Origin of the sequence: Streptomyces sp. 2-1 (assembly GCF_048564895.1) — a bacterium.
Taxonomy (GTDB): Bacteria; Actinomycetota; Actinomycetes; order Streptomycetales; family Streptomycetaceae; genus Streptomyces; species Streptomyces phaeochromogenes.
In genome coordinates this window covers 5066049-5080246 of the sequence record NZ_CP183383.1, presented here as the reverse complement: position 1 = coordinate 5080246, position 14198 = coordinate 5066049, and the positions used below count along the sequence as shown (strand labels likewise).

Annotated in this window: 12 protein-coding genes; 7 read left to right on the top strand and 5 right to left on the bottom strand. The window is 72.1% G+C overall.

Features of this window, described 5'->3' with window-relative positions:
• Positions 1 to 177 precede the first annotated feature (177 nt).
• Complete coding sequence (locus ACN20J_RS22330) at positions 178 to 1983, bottom strand: phosphatidylglycerol lysyltransferase domain-containing protein (protein WP_419666614.1); 1806 nt, start codon at positions 1981 to 1983, stop codon at positions 178 to 180.
• A gap of 227 nt (positions 1984 to 2210) precedes the next feature.
• Here ACN20J_RS22330 and ACN20J_RS22325 point away from each other — a divergent pair, with 227 nt between their 5' ends.
• Entirely contained in the window at positions 2211 to 3335 is a 1125-nt protein-coding gene (locus ACN20J_RS22325; RefSeq protein WP_190230635.1) for an alpha/beta hydrolase, read from the top strand.
• A gap of 293 nt (positions 3336 to 3628) precedes the next feature.
• Positions 3629 to 5485 carry a hypothetical protein gene (locus ACN20J_RS22320; RefSeq protein ID WP_419666613.1) on the top strand — a complete coding sequence of 619 codons (1857 nt, stop codon included), beginning with the start codon at positions 3629 to 3631 and terminating at the stop codon, positions 5483 to 5485.
• A 105-nt stretch (positions 5486 to 5590) separates the two neighbouring features.
• Here the strand turns inward: ACN20J_RS22320 and ACN20J_RS22315 are convergent, their stop codons facing one another.
• Both ACN20J_RS22315 and ACN20J_RS22310 read right to left on the bottom strand, forming a co-directional pair.
• Complete coding sequence (locus ACN20J_RS22315; protein WP_419666612.1) at positions 5591 to 6991, bottom strand: PH domain-containing protein; 1401 nt, start codon at positions 6989 to 6991, stop codon at positions 5591 to 5593.
• Complete coding sequence (locus ACN20J_RS22310) at positions 6988 to 7503, bottom strand: PH domain-containing protein (RefSeq protein WP_189843160.1); 516 nt, start codon at positions 7501 to 7503, stop codon at positions 6988 to 6990. The genes ACN20J_RS22315 and ACN20J_RS22310 overlap by 4 nt, the downstream gene beginning before the upstream one ends.
• Before the next feature lie 31 nt (positions 7504 to 7534).
• Between ACN20J_RS22310 and ACN20J_RS22305 the strand changes: the two genes are divergently transcribed.
• Positions 7535 to 8695 carry an NADH-quinone oxidoreductase subunit D gene (locus ACN20J_RS22305; protein WP_359716708.1) on the top strand — a complete coding sequence of 387 codons (1161 nt, stop codon included), beginning with the start codon at positions 7535 to 7537 and terminating at the stop codon, positions 8693 to 8695.
• A gap of 50 nt (positions 8696 to 8745) precedes the next feature.
• Here ACN20J_RS22305 and ACN20J_RS22300 read toward each other — a convergent pair whose 3' ends face one another.
• Positions 8746 to 9873, bottom strand: a complete 1128-nt coding sequence (locus tag ACN20J_RS22300; protein WP_419668927.1) for an SAM-dependent methyltransferase — start codon at positions 9871 to 9873, stop codon at positions 8746 to 8748.
• 149 nt (positions 9874 to 10022) lie between these two features.
• On the opposite strand from ACN20J_RS22300, the gene ACN20J_RS22295 reads away from it, so the two are divergent.
• The 3 genes from ACN20J_RS22295 to ACN20J_RS22285 all read left to right on the top strand — a co-directional run bounded on the left by ACN20J_RS22295 (position 10023) and on the right by ACN20J_RS22285 (position 12652).
• Positions 10023 to 11225: a sensor histidine kinase gene (locus ACN20J_RS22295; RefSeq protein ID WP_362299706.1), complete on the top strand. Its 1203-nt coding sequence runs from the start codon at positions 10023 to 10025 to the stop codon at positions 11223 to 11225.
• Positions 11226 to 11269: 44 nt separating this feature from the next.
• A complete protein-coding gene (locus ACN20J_RS22290) occupies positions 11270 to 11953 on the top strand; it encodes a response regulator transcription factor (protein WP_359852902.1) in 684 nt (227 codons plus the stop codon).
• A gap of 66 nt (positions 11954 to 12019) precedes the next feature.
• Positions 12020 to 12652: an AAA family ATPase gene (locus ACN20J_RS22285; RefSeq protein WP_419666611.1), complete on the top strand. Its 633-nt coding sequence runs from the start codon at positions 12020 to 12022 to the stop codon at positions 12650 to 12652.
• Between the two features lie 57 nt (positions 12653 to 12709).
• Here the strand turns inward: ACN20J_RS22285 and ACN20J_RS22280 are convergent, their stop codons facing one another.
• A complete protein-coding gene (locus ACN20J_RS22280) occupies positions 12710 to 13816 on the bottom strand; it encodes a DUF5937 family protein (RefSeq protein ID WP_419666610.1) in 1107 nt (368 codons plus the stop codon).
• Positions 13817 to 13982: 166 nt separating this feature from the next.
• Between ACN20J_RS22280 and ACN20J_RS22275 the strand changes: the two genes are divergently transcribed.
• Positions 13983 to 14192 carry a hypothetical protein gene (locus tag ACN20J_RS22275; protein ID WP_419666609.1) on the top strand — a complete coding sequence of 70 codons (210 nt, stop codon included), beginning with the start codon at positions 13983 to 13985 and terminating at the stop codon, positions 14190 to 14192.
• Positions 14193 to 14198 lie beyond the last annotated feature (6 nt).

Below are 14198 nucleotides of genomic sequence, written 5' to 3'. Positions count from 1 at the left end.
TCCGTTTTGGGGCGCGGGTTGTGTCGGGCTGGTCGCGCCCACGCGGCGGAGCCGCACATGTCACAGCCCCGCACCCCTGAAGGGGCACAGCGAACCGACCGCCGCGCGGCGCGGGGGTGGGCGTCGCGTGGCGGTCGGGGTCTGCGGGGCGGGGCGGGGACGGGGGTGCGGAGGCGGTTACGCCGCTCGTACGTCCCGTTCCGTCACCGCGTGGGCGCAGGGGCGCGGGGCCGGGGCGCGGCGGCGCAGGAGGCGGGGGAGGGCGAGGTTCACGAAGCCCTCGGCCTGCATGGCGGCGAAGCCGATGCGGGGGAGGTCGCGGGAGGAGCGGTAGACGACGAAACGGGGCTCCCAGTAGGGGCGGAACTTCGCGTTGAACTTGTACAGCGACTCGATCTGGAACCAGCGGGAGAGGAACACCAGCAGCCCGCGCCAGGCCCGCAGGACGGGGCCCGCGCCGATCTTCTCGCCGCGGGCCAGGGCCGAGCGGAACATCGCGAAGTTCAGGGACACACGGGCGACGCCCAGACGGGGGGCCGCCTGGAGGGCCGCCACGATGAGGAGCTCGTTCATGCCCGGGTCCGCCGAGCGGTCGCGGCGCATGAGGTCCAGGGAGACCCCGTCGGTGCCCCAGGGGACGAAGTGCAGTACGGCCTTCAGGTCCCGGTACGGGCCGGGAACGGTGTCTTCCTTGTGGGCCGTCGCGATGAGACAGTCGCCGTCCTCCGGGTCGCCGATGCGGCCGAGTGCCATGGAGAAGCCGCGTTCGGTGTCCGTGCCGCGCCAGGCCTCCGCGGCGCGCCGGATCCGGTCCAGCTCGCCCTCGCTGAGGTCACGGATGCGCCGTACGCGGGTCTCGTAACCGGCTCGCTCGATGCGCTTCACCATCTGGCGTACGTTCCGCATCGCGCGTCCGGCCAAGGAGAAATCCGCGACCTTCACCACCGCCTCGTCGCCCAGTTCGAGGGCGTCGAGGCCGGTCTCGCGGGTCCAGACCTCGCCGCCCGTCTCGGAGCAGCCCATGACGGCGGGGGTCCAGGAGTGGGCCTTCGCCTCGTCCATGAAGCGTTCGATCGCGCCGGGCCAGGCCTCGACGTCGCCGATCGGGTCGCCGCTGGCGAGCATCACCCCGGAGACGACGCGGTACGTCACCGCCGCCTTGCCGCTCGGCGAGAAGACGACCGCCTTGTCGCGGCGGAGCGCGAAGTGGCCGAGTGAGTCGCGGCCGCCGTGCTTGTCCAGGAGGGCGCGCAGCCGGGTCTCGTCGTCCTCCGTCAGGCGTGCGGCCGGGTGTTCGGGGCGGAAGGCCAGGTAGATGGTGGTCACCGCGGTCAGCAGGCCGAGCGCGCCGAGGGAGAAGGCCACCGTCCAGGACGTGGTGCCCTGGTAGTCGACCGGCCCCTCGAAGCCGAACAGGCCGTACAGCACATGGCTGATGCGGTCCGCGAGGCTCGGATTGCCGACCATCCGGTGGGGATGGACGCTGACGATGACCAGGCCCAGCAGGAGTGAACCCGCCCCCATGAGGACGAAGTTGGCGAGGGCGCGCCAGCGGCTGCGCGGGTCGGGCAGCGCCTTGAACTCACTCCGGTGGCGCAGCAACGGGGCGAGCAGCGCCAGCGAGATGAGGACCCCGATGAGCGAGTGCCGGTAGGTGAACTGGGCGAGGGCGCCCAGCGGGAGCAGGATCACGGCGGCCCGCCACGCCCGCCGCTTGCGCCGGCGCAGACCGTGGGCGAGGAGCAGCAGCAGGACGCCCGCGCTGAGGGACAGGGCGGCGGCGAACGGGCCGAACGCGCCCGGCAGTACCTCGGCGAGCGTGTGCATACGGCTGTTGCGGAAGCGCGGGAAGACACCCGCGGCGATGTCCAGAAGCCCTACGAGCGTGCAGGCCCTGGCGACCAGGGCGGGAACGGCCTCGGGGCGCGGACCGCGGAGTACGCCCCGCAGTCGGCCCGTTCGAGCCGGAACCTCGCCCGACATTTCCCCATCTATCCTGACAGACATCGCATCCCGTAGTTCTGCGAGAGACCTTGAATCCGGTGCCAATCCGGCATCCGGCGACATTGCGCCCTCTAGGACGGTGTCTTGGGGAGACAGGTTCACTCCCCATCGGAAAACCGTTTCAAAGGGCAAGGAAAGACCGGGGCAAGGCGCCGTGAAGGAAGCGGCGCCCGTCACCGGCCGGAAAGCGCAGGCAGGAACAGCCCATGGGTCTCACGAGCAACAAAGTGCTGGCATTCGCGGTCCTCTTCGCGGTGCTGCTGTTCGTCGGCACGGTGTGGTGGTGGCCGCGGCTCGCACGTCGCAACTGGCGTGCCGTGTCGGGGCGGATCGGCCTCCTGCTGGCCACTCAGGTCGCGATCTTCGCGTCGATCGGCCTCGGTGCCAACCAGGCTTTCGGGTTCTACGCCAGCTGGGCCGACCTGTTCGGTCAGGAGTCGGGCCAGGGCATCGTGGTCGACCATGACGCCTCAGGCACGAACGGCCCTCTCCAAGTGGTCGACACACGACAGGTGAACGTCTCCGGCGGGACGCGACCGCAGATCGGCGGGCAGATCCAGAAGGTCGACATCGTGGGCCGGCGGACCCATATCGCGTCTCCCGCGTACGTCTATCTGCCGCCGGAGTACTTCCAACCGCAGTACCGCACCCGTACGTTCCCGGCGACTGTCGTACTGACCGGCTATCCGGGCACCGCCGAGGCGCTCATCAAGGGCCTGCACTATCCGCAGACCGCCCACCGGCTGGCGAAGAACGGCACGATGCAGCCGATGATCCTGGTCATGATGCGGCCGACCGTCGCACCGCCGCGCGACACGGAATGCGTGGACGTTCCCGGCGGCCCGAAGACCGAGTCGTTCTTCGCCAAGGACCTGCCCGACGCGGTGTCGCACCACTACAGGGTGGGCAAAAAGCCCGGGAGCTGGGGAATCGTCGGCGATTCGACGGGCGGATACTGCGCGCTGAAGCTCGCGATCCACCACCCGGAGACATACGCGGCCGGGGCGGGCCTTTCCCCCTACTACAGGGCGCCGAGCGATCCCACGACGGGCGATCTCTTCCATGGGAACGAGGAGTTGAAGAACCGCGCCGACCTGATGTGGTACCTGAAGCACAGGCCCGCGCCCGACACCTCACTGCTCGTCAGCAGCAGCAGGAACGGCGAGAGCAACTACCAGGAGACGATGCGTTTCATCGACCTGGTGCAGGCGAAGAAGCCGACCCGGATCTCGTCGATCATCCTCGACAGCGGAGGGCACAACTTCAACACCTGGCGGCGCGAGATCCCGGCGACCCTGCAGTGGATCAGCGGACGGCTGAGCGACCGATGAGTGATCGATGAGCGATGGCCGACGGTCTTTCCCGGACGCCGGGAGAAAGCCTCGAGAACCCCACTCGGAATTCCGCAATCCGCAGGAGAAGGGTTGATTCGGGAGAAGGCGCGATCAAGAAACAGCGGCCTGCGCAGTGGCAGTTGGGGCGGCCGAAGAGGGACCGAAGTCGTGGTTGTCGAGTGGCCGGTGCGGAGATTGCCCGGTGATGGTGCGGTGAGAAGGTCTCGGTGTGGCTGTGTTTTTGCCCCGCGGGGCACCACGATTCGCCTACGCGCGGTAAGTTTCTGGCCATGCCACGAGGACGTCATCGCCATTCCCCACCTCTGCACCGGCTGTTGCCCCCCTCGGCGATCGCAGGCGTCTCCGCCGTCTGCGCCGCGGGGCCATGGCTGTTCTCCGAAACGCTGGTGCTCCGAGGGCTCGCCGCGGGTGCCGCGGCGACGGCTGTCGCGGGCGCGGTCGTCATGCGCCGCTGGGACGCGGCGGCGGGCAAACGGGTCGCGGACCTCACGCGCGCGCGGGCGAGCGACGAGTGGCGTCACGAGGAGCGGGCCGCCGAACTCGAGACCGACCTCGACGAGTCGCGCGAGCTGCGTACGAAGCTGGAGCAGCGGCTCCGCGCGAAGCGCGCCGAGTTGCAGGGGCTGCGCAACGAACACGCCGCGCTGCTGCGGCGATACGCCACGGCGGAGACCGAGCGTGCCACCGCGCTGGAGGGCCGCCGGCTCCTTGAGATAGAAGCGACGGCTCCGGCCCGGGCGTTGCCCGCCGCGGCCTCGATACCGCCGGATACGGACGAGACGGCCTCCGTCTCCGCCCAGGACGCGGTTCCGGAGGCGACCGCGGCGACGGTCCAGGCCGCCCTCGCGGCGTCCGCGGCGGCCTCGGTCCTCTACGTGAAGGCCAACGCGGCGCTGGACCGGCTCGCGAAGGGCGCAGTCGTCGGTACGGCCGATGCCACCGAGGTTGCCGGTTCGGCGGGCGACTCCGCGGAGGACGTGCCCGAGGACGGCGCGCCTGCTGAGGACGTGACGGCTGAGGACGGTTCGGCGACGACCGACTCCACGACGGATTCGGCGACGGGCGACTCCTCTGCGACCGAGGCCGGGACCACGGCCGAGGCCGAGACCGAGGACACCGCCCCCGAGGCGGCCGACTCGGTCTCCGATTCCGCCTCCGCCGAGGACGGTTCGGCTCAGGACGGCACGGCCGCGGACGGCTCCGGTCAGGACGCCCCGGCCCCGAGCCCCTCCGTGAAGGCCGGACCGGTCAAGCGGACCACCACGAAGGGCGGCGGCCCCAAGGGCTCGCCCTCGCCGGGAGGCCCCGGCAAGCGGGCGCCCCGGCCGAACGGCTCCCCGAACGGCTCCGCCAAGGGCGCGTCCGCGGCAGGCAGCACCGTGACGGGTGCCCCCAAGGGTGACGCCGGGCAGGAGGGCGAGACGCGGGGGAAGCCCGAGGCGGTCGGCGGCCATGAGCGCACGGCCGCCGCGACCGCACCGATATCCGCGAGGCCCGTGAAGGCCACGCAACCCGCGGAGACCGTACGGCCGCACGCGCGGGCCACCGCGACCGACGTGAGCCCCCAGCGGTCCACGGCGACCGACACGACCACGGCCCCCAAGCGGTCCGCGGCGATCGACGTGACGCCCCTCCAGTCCACGGCGACCCGCACCGCGCCCGCCCCCGAGCCCTCACCCGCCCCCGAGCCGTCGACGGGCACCGCCCTCGCGCGGCCCACGCCGTCCGAAGTGGCGCGTGTGCAGCGGCGGCCCGAGACCGGGGCGACGACCCACTCCCCGACGAGCGCGGCGGCCCTCACCCCCGCAGCGCGGCCCTCCGGACACTTCACCGTGCCCACGGCCGTCGCGGTCGCGCCGGCCTCGCCCGCGCGACGCCCCTCCGTGGAGGGCGGGTTCGACTTCTTCGGTACGCAGAAGGGCGAGGAGGCGCTGGAGGCCGTACAGAACGAGGACCTCGCCGACGTGGTGGGCCAGGAGGCGCTCGCGCTCCACAAGGCCGAGTCGGAGTCCGCGTTCAAGCCTGTGAGCGAGGAGTCCCGCGGTGTCGGCCAGGTCATCGACCTGACCGCGCACGACGAGACGGAGCAGATCGACCTCGTGGAACTGCGCAGCGCGGTTTCGTAGACCCCGATGGGCCGCTCGGGCCCAACGGATCGCGTACGTGATGAGGGCAGTGGCAACCCGCCACTGCCCTCACGCCGTTCGCATCGTCCGAGCCGGTCGAGGCCCTCAGGCCATCCACCGGTCCGGCCGGGCCTCCCGCCGCCCCGTGCGCGAGCGGTCCGCCTGTCCGTACAGCAGCTCCGACGCCTCGGCGGCGTCCCTCAGCCGGGCCGTCACGGTCTTGTTGGCGCCGGTGTCGACGCGGACGTCGGCGAGCCCCTTGTGGCGCTGCCACGGCCCCTGCTCCAGGCGCACGCTCTGCACCTTGGCGTGCGGCACGAGCGCGATGCTGCGGCGCAGCAGCCCGTGCCGGGCCACGAAGACGGTGTCGGTCACGGCGAGCCCGTAGCCCCGCCACCAGAACGGCACGCACCAGCCCGCCCGGCGCGGCGGACGCGCCAGTGAGGTGGGCACGGTGACCCCCGGCAGCACGCGCGCGACGACCGCGTCGGCGACCTCGCGCGGAGCGACCGGCACGAGCACGGAGTTGGAAGAGCCCGCCACGTCCAGCTCGACCCGGACCCACCCGCGCCGCCGCCAGAGCAGCGGCTCGACGATGCGTACGGTCTGGACGCGCCCGGGCGGCACCGTCTCGTGCGTACGGTCGAGGAGGCCGTGGTCGATGCGGAGCCCGTCGGGGGACTCGCCCACGGTCCAGTCGTACTCGCCGACGAACCGTCCCACGCTGCTCGCGCCCGCCGCGCCGAGCAGCGGAAGGGCCGTCGCGAGGACCGTCCACACGCTGTGGGTGGCGAACCACAGCAGCGGCGGTACGACGAGTGCGGCGGCCAGCGTTCCCCAGGTGGCGCCGGTCAGGACGAGCGACACGGCGAGGACGCCGGCGGGCACGTGGAGCAGCCGCTGGACCGGCGCCTCGCCCACCTCGTGCGCGGTCTCGGGCGCGAAACCGGCGGCCCGGGCGAGCAGTTCGGCCCGCAGTACCCGGGCCTCCTCCTGGCCGAGATAGGCCAGCTCGTCCTTCTTGTCGGTCCCGACGACGTCGAGTTTGAGTTTGGCGACTCCGGCCACGCGGGCCAGCAGCGGCTGCGTGACGTCGACCGCCTGGAGCCGTTCGAGCCGGATGTGCGCGGTGCGCCGGAACACCAGGCCCGTACGGATGCGCAGTTCGGTGTCGGTCACCGCGAAGTGGGTGAACCACCAGCTCAGAAAGCCGTAGAGGGCGGCCCCCAGGACGGCCGCGACCAGGACGGCCAGCAGCGTCATCGTGGTGAGCCGGGTCAGCTGTCGCTGCGCCTGGTCGGGGTCGTGCACGGCCCAGCCGGCGATCACGGCGACCGGAGCCCACGCGCGCCGCAGCGGCGTCACGGGGTGCAGCCGCCGCTCGGGCGGCCCGGCCGCGTCCTCGGACACTTCGCCCGGTACGGGCGCAGCCTCCGGCACGGATGCCTCCTCCGGTACGGGCCGGGGCTCGTCCCGTACGTCCTTGGAGGCGCCCGGCGTCGTCACAGCCCCGCCGATCGGGCTTCGCCCAGCTCGGTGAGCCGGTCGCGCAGTCGTTCCGCCTCGGCCGGATCCAGTCCGGGAATGCGGGCGTCCGTCGCCGCGGCGGCCGTGTGCAGCTGCACGCTCGCCAGCCCGAAGTGCCGCTCGACGGGGCCGGAGGTGACCTCGACCAACTGCATGCGCCCGTACGGCACGACGGTCTCCTCCTGCCACAGCACACCCCGGCTGATCAGCAGGTCGTCCGCGCGCTCGGCGTACCGCCAGGACCGCCAGTTGCGGCCCAGCATCGGCCAGCCCCACAGCAGCACCGCGAGCGGCAGCAGGGCGAAGGCCGCCCAGCCCGGTCCGGCGAGCAGACCGAGCAGCAGGCCCGTACCGATGGTCAGCAGCCCCAGCCACACCACCAGCAACAGCCGTCGCATTCTCAGCAGCCCCGGCGGGAGGCCGATCCACACCGGCTCGCCCGCCGCCTGCCCCGCTGTCTGCCCCGCGTTTTCCGAGGTCCCCGTCTCCATGCCGCAAGCGTACGTACGCGACACTGTTCCCATGACTCCTACGACGGGTCCCACGGAGACCATGGTCGGCATCGGCGGCGCCGCGGAGAGCACCGACATGGTGCTCAACATCGGGCCCCAGCACCCGTCCACCCATGGGGTGCTGCGGCTGCGACTCGTCCTCGACGGCGAGCGGATCCAGCACGCGGAGCCGGTGATCGGCTATATGCACCGCGGCGCGGAGAAGCTCTTCGAGGCGCGCGACTACCGCCAGATCATCATGCTCGCCAACCGCCACGACTGGCTCTCCGCCTTCTCCAACGAGCTGGGGGTGGTCCTCGGCGTGGAGCGCATGCTCGGCATGGAGGTCCCCGAGCGCGCGGTGTGGACGCGCACGCTGCTCGCGGAGCTGAACCGGGTCCTGAACCACCTGATGTTCCTGGGGTCGTACCCCCTGGAGCTGGGCGGGATCACGCCGATCTTCTACGCCTTCACCGAGCGCGAGGAACTCCAGCACGTCATGGAGGAGATCTCCGGCGGGCGCATGCACTACATGTTCAACCGGGTCGGCGGCCTCAAGGAGGACATGCCCGCCGGATGGACCACGCGTGCGCGTGCGTCCGTCTCCGGAGTGCGCTCCCGCATGGACCGCTTCGACGACCTGGTGCTCGGCAACGAGATCTTCCGCGGGCGTACGAGGGATGTGGGCGTCCTCTCCCCGGAGGCCGTGCACGCCTACGGAGTGAGCGGTCCCATCGCCCGCGCCTCCGGAGTCGACTTCGACCTGCGCCGGGACGAGCCGTACCTCGCGTACGGGGAGCTCCAGGACACCCTGAAGGTCGTCACGCGCCAGGAGGGCGACTGTCTGGCCCGCTTCGAGTGCCTCCTGGAGCAGACCCATGTCGCGCTCGACCTCGCCGACGCCTGTCTGGACCGGCTCGCGGAGCTGCCCCCCGGCCCCATCAACCAGCGGCTCCCGAAGGTCCTGAAGGCCCCCGAGGGCCACACGTACGCCTGGACCGAGAACCCCCTCGGCATCAACGGCTACTACCTCGTCAGCAAGGGCGAGAAGACCCCGTACCGGCTGAAGCTCCGCTCGGCCTCGTACAACAACATCCAGGCGCTGGCCGAGCTGCTCCCGGGCACGCTGGTCGCGGACATGGTGGCGATCCTGGGGTCGCTGTTCTTCGTGGTCGGGGACATCGACAAGTAGGCCGGTGTACGGCGGCCGGATCGCGGCCGGGCCTCCCGGCAAACCGCGCTCTACGTAGACGGCGATTTTCCGCCGGGGAGCGGGTCCGGAATTCCAACCGGCTGGAGCAGCCACCCGAAGTCGCCGAGTCCGCCCCGGGCGGTCAGCTCGGCGGCCTCGCCCGCGCCCGCGAGGGCCCGAACGTACGCCGTCGGGTCCGTGGAGGCCAGGCTCAGGGACGGCCGCTCCCCGCTCACCCCGAGCGCGCCCAGTGCCTCCCGCTGGCTCAGCAGCCGTGCCCCGGGCAGGGCGCACGCGTCCAGCGCCACATGCGCGGTGATGTCACAGGAGCCGTCGGGCACGGGTGCGGTCTCCCTGCCGTCCCTGAACCCGGTCAGCGTTCCGAAGGGCGGGCGTGCGCCGGCGAAGTGCGCGTAGTCCACGGCCACGGCGAGACCCCGGCCGAGGGAGGCCACGGCAGCGGCCCAGGCGGCGTCCCTGGGGAGCCCGATCTCGGCGCGGAGACCCTCGGCGGCCTGGCTGTGAAGGCCTTGAGCAGGGCCCTGAAGGCCCGCTGCGGACGGGCGGACGTCCTCGGGCGGGAGCGGGCCGTCCGGAGCTTCGGGGAGCGGCAGCGGGCCGCCTGGAGCCCCGGTGAGCGGCCACCACCTCGCCAGCCACTCCGCCTCCGCCCCGGCGACCGGTTCCCCGAGGGACTCCGTCCCGTCCTCCCGTACGAGAACGAGCCGTGCCGTGCCCTCCGCGTCCACCTCGGCCACGTCCAGGGGCACGTTGTCGAGCAACTCGTTGGCGAACAGGAGGCCCGTGACGTCGGGCGGGGGCGCCGGGAGCCACTCGATCCGGTGATCGAGTCCGGCGGGGCGGGCGGCCCGTTCCACGGCGTACCCACGCGCGCGGGAGGCCACTTCGGCGGGGAGGGCCTTCAGGACGCCGGTCACCAGCTCGCCGCGGCCCGCGCCCATGTCGACGAAGGCGAGTTCGGCGGGGTGGGCCAGTGCCTCGTCGACGAGGCACAGGAGCCGGGCCACGGCCCCCGCGAACAGCGGTGACGCGTGCACCGAGGTGCGGAAATGGCCTGCGGGACCCTCGGGGCGGCGATAGAAACCGGAGGGCCCGTACAGCGCCTCCTCGGTAGCCGGGCGCCACCCGCGCACCCCGCCCGCGCTCTCACGCTTCACTGCGCTCACCACTGCTCCCGACCGCTTCCACCGCGTCAGGTTAAGCGCCGAGTCGAGTGGGACCTCCACCTTGGGGAGTACGAGCACCGGTTACGGATCGACCCTCCGGTTGACCCCTGCACACAGCACGCTTCCCTACGCTGGGTTACGTGCAGCGCCTCTATGACTTTCTCCGCAGGCACCCGATGTGGGTCGACGGCTTCTGGGCCGTCTTCCTCCTCGGGATCTCTGTCGTGGGCGGAACCGCGAACCAGGAGGCTGCCGGGACCGACCTCCCGGCCGTCGTCATCCCGGTCACCCTGCTCCTCTGCCTGGTGATCGCGCTGCGCAGGCGCCTGCCCGAGAAGATGCTGCTGCTGGCCGTCGCCGTGGGCGTGGCACAGCTGGCACTGGACGTGTCGGTGGTGCCGGCCGACTTCGCGCTGCTGGTGATCACCTACACCGTCGCGTCGAACGGCACGCGCTGGGCCTCCCGGCTCGCCCTGACCGCCGGTCTGCTGGCGGCGCCCCTCTCGCAGCTGCGCTGGCCGGACGGGAACACGAGCGGCGCGGGCCATGTGGCGATAGTCGTCTTCCAGATGGTCCCGTTCGCGCTCGCGTGGGTGCTCGGCGATTCGCTGCGCACCCGCCGCGCCTACTTCGCGCAGCTGGAGGAGCGGGCCGCCCGTCTGGAGAAGGAGCGCGAGGCGCAGGCCAAGGTCGCCGTCGCCGCCGAGCGCGCCCGGATCGCCCGCGAGCTGCACGACGTGGTCGCGCACAACGTCTCGGTGATGGTGGTCCAGGCCGACGGCGCGGCGTACGTCCTCGACTCCGCTCCCGACCAGGCCAAGAAGGCCCTGGAGACCATCTCCGGAACGGGCCGCCAGGCCCTCGCCGAGATGCGCCGCCTCCTCGGCGTACTGCGCACCGGCGAACACCAGGAGTCCGGCGAGTACGTGCCGCAGCCGGACGTGGAGCAGCTCGACGACCTCGTGGAGCAGTGCCGCAGCTCCGGCCTCCCCGTCGACTTCAAGATCGAGGGGACCCCGCGCCCCCTGCCCAGCGGCGTCGAGCTCACGGCGTACCGCATCGTGCAGGAGGCCCTCACCAACACCCGTAAGCACGGGGGGCCGAACACGGGGGCGAGCGTGCGCCTGGTCTACTTCGACGACGGCCTCGGCCTGCTCGTCGAGGACGACGGCAAGGGCGCCCCGCACGAGCTGTACGAGGAGGGCGGCGCCGACGGCCGGGGCCACGGCCTGATCGGGATGCGCGAGCGCGTCGGTATGGTCGGCGGCACCCTGGACGCCGGACCGCGGCCCGGCGGCGGTTTTCGCATCAGCGCCCTGCTTCCCCTCAAGCCGGCCCACTGACACGTGCACGCTTCAGCTCCACGAACCGACCGGAGGACCTTCCCATGCCGATCCGCGTGATGCTCGTCGACGACCAGGTGCTGCTGCGCACCGGGTTCCGGATGGTGCTCGCCGCCCAGCCGGACATGGAGGTCGTGGCGGAGGCGGGCGACGGCGTCGAGGCCCTCCAGGTGCTGCGCGCGACCGAGGTCGACGTGGTGCTCATGGACGTACGTATGCCGAAGCTGGACGGCGTGGAGACCACCCGCCGCATCTGTCAGGACGAGAATCCGCCGAAGGTGCTGATCCTGACCACCTTCGACCTCGACGAGTACGCCTTCTCCGGGCTCAAGGCCGGCGCCTCCGGCTTCATGCTCAAGGACGTGCCGCCGGGCGAACTCCTCGCCGCGATCCGCTCCGTGCACAGCGGGGACGCGGTGGTCGCGCCCTCCACCACCCGGCGTCTGCTCGACCGGTTCGCGCCGATGCTGCCGAACGCCGGCAAGGAGCCCCAGCACAAGGAGCTGGAGCGGCTCACCGGGCGCGAGCGCGAGGTGATGATCCTGGTCGCGCAGGGCCTGTCGAACGGCGAGATCGCGGCCCGGCTCGTCCTCTCCGAGGCGACGGTCAAGACCCATGTGGGCCGCATCCTCACGAAGCTGGGCCTGCGCGACCGCGTCCAGGTCGTTGTCCTCGCGTACGAGACCGGTCTGGTGCGGGCCGGGGGCGGGAGCGGGGGACAGGGCTGACCACCGTCCGGGCCGGGCTGGGGCGCGCGTGACCGGGGCGTGATCGGCGGCCACTAGGGTCTGCGCATGCTTCTGTGGATCAACGGCCCTTTCGGGGGCGGCAAGACACAGACGGCGTACGAGATCCGGCGGCGGCTGCCCGGCAGTGTCGTCTGCGATCCCGAGCACGCCGGCTTCGGTCTGCGCCGCATGCTGCCGCCCGAACTGCGCGGCAACTTCCAGGACTTGGCGTCCTGGAGGCAGGGCGTGGTCGAGGTGCTCGACCTCGCCCTCACCAAGCACGACGGAGTCGTCATCGCGCCCATGACGGTCACCGACCTCGGCTACTTCGACGAGACCGTGGGTCTGCTGCGCGAAAAGGGCCACGACGTACGCCACTTCACGCTCCTCGCCGAGCGCGAGACCGTCCTGAAGCGGCTGCGCGAGCGCGGGTTCGGCCATCTCCTTCGGTACGTCGTCGGCAAGGACGCCCCGTTGCGCAGGGAGAGTTGGGCCGTCGAGCAGCTCGACCACTGCCTGGAGCGGCTGCGCGAACCGGAGTTCGCTGAGCACCTGTGGACCGACCACACGACGGTCGCCAGGACGGCGGACCGCATCGCCGTCCTCGCGGGCCTGACCCTCACGCCGAACAAGGACGGGGCGATGAGGGGTTGGCTGCGGCGGTCCTGGACGAGCGCCAGGCACATCCGCTTCGACTGAGCCGCCAGCTGAGCCGCCAACTGAGCCGCCAACTGGGCCGCCAATGGAAAAGGCGGTTCAGCGCAGGATGCCCTCCAGGAAGTCGCTGCCCAGGCGGGCCACCATCGTGACGTCCAGCTGGTGCAGGACGTACCGTCCGCGGCGGCGGGTGGTGAGCAGGCCCGCCCTCTTCAGGACGCTCAGGTGTCGGGATATCTCGGGCGCCGTCATGCCGTGCGTCTGGGCCAGCTCGCTCGTGGTGAAGGCGCTGCGGGCCAGACTGCGGCACAGGCGCATCCGCACCGGGTGGGACAGGGCCGTCATCCGCAGGGTGAGCTGCTCGACGGAGGGCGGGGCCGCCGGCTCGGGGGAGCCGACCGGGTAGTGCAGCACCGGCTGCCAGCCGTACCGGTGCAGCACCATGAGGTGGGGCCAGCCGAGGCTCGTCGGCACCAGCAGCAGACTGCTGTCCCGGACCGTGGTGTGGCCGTTGCCCAGCTTGTCGACGGTGACGCGGCCGGCCGCCTCGTCCAGCGTCACCGCGGGCGACACCGAGGCCAGCGCCTCGGTCAGGCCCTTGCGTCTGAGCAGGTCCGTCTTGTGGCGGGCGTCCGCGGCGAGCTGGTGGCGCAGCCGGGACCAGGTCTCGGCGAAGAAGGCCTCGTCGCAGTCCTCCAGGAACTGGCGCAGCCAGGCGCGGATCCTGGGCGGGTCCTCCAGCAGCCGAGCGGTGAACTCCGCCGGACGGGGTCCGCGCGCGGCGGCCAGCTCCAGCGCGCGCCGACGGGCCCCGGCATTGGTGAGCGCGCCCGCGCCCTGCGCGTCGTACGGCAGCGCGCAGGTGAATTCGAGGGCCGCGTCCACGAACTGGTCGTCCGTCAGTTTGTCGAGCAGGTCCAGGTCCTCGGCCAGGGTGGCGCCGGGGAGCGCGGTGCCGCCGCCCACCCCCGCATACGGCAGGAACAGGTCCGAGAACGTCGTCCGCCACAGGAAGTCGGCCTCGCACATCCGGTCCGCCAGATGCGGGTCGAGGCGCGCGGTCACTCCGGTCGCCCAGCCCTGCAGCCCGGGATGGTGGCCCGGCTCGGCCAGCGCGTGCAGCGCCATGCAGAGCTCGGCGAGGGGCGAGGGCACGACGGCCACCCGCTCCCTGCGGAGCCCGGAAATGTCGATGGTCACGCTCATGACCTCATGGTGCACCCCGCCACCGACAACGCGGCCGTCGATTGACGACGCCGGTCAATCGACGCGACGCCCCGGCAGGGCGCGCGCAAGCTGGGGTCACTGACCGGGGCAACCGCGGGGCCCACGGAGTCCACGTCCGTACCCAGTCCCGAAGAGGCGATCCGCCATGAGCATCACCCAGCAGTACCTCCTGGACACCTACCGCGCCCGGCAGCACGGCGACCCGACCCCGCCGGCCCCCGGCACCCACGACTGGCAGGCCATGCGCGAACTGGCCGACCACCGCCGGTTCCGCGCGGCCCTGACCGGCCGCCCGGCCCGGGGCCGGGGTCGGGGCCGGATACGGGCGGCGCTGGCGCGGCTGCTCGGGCACTGAGGCGCC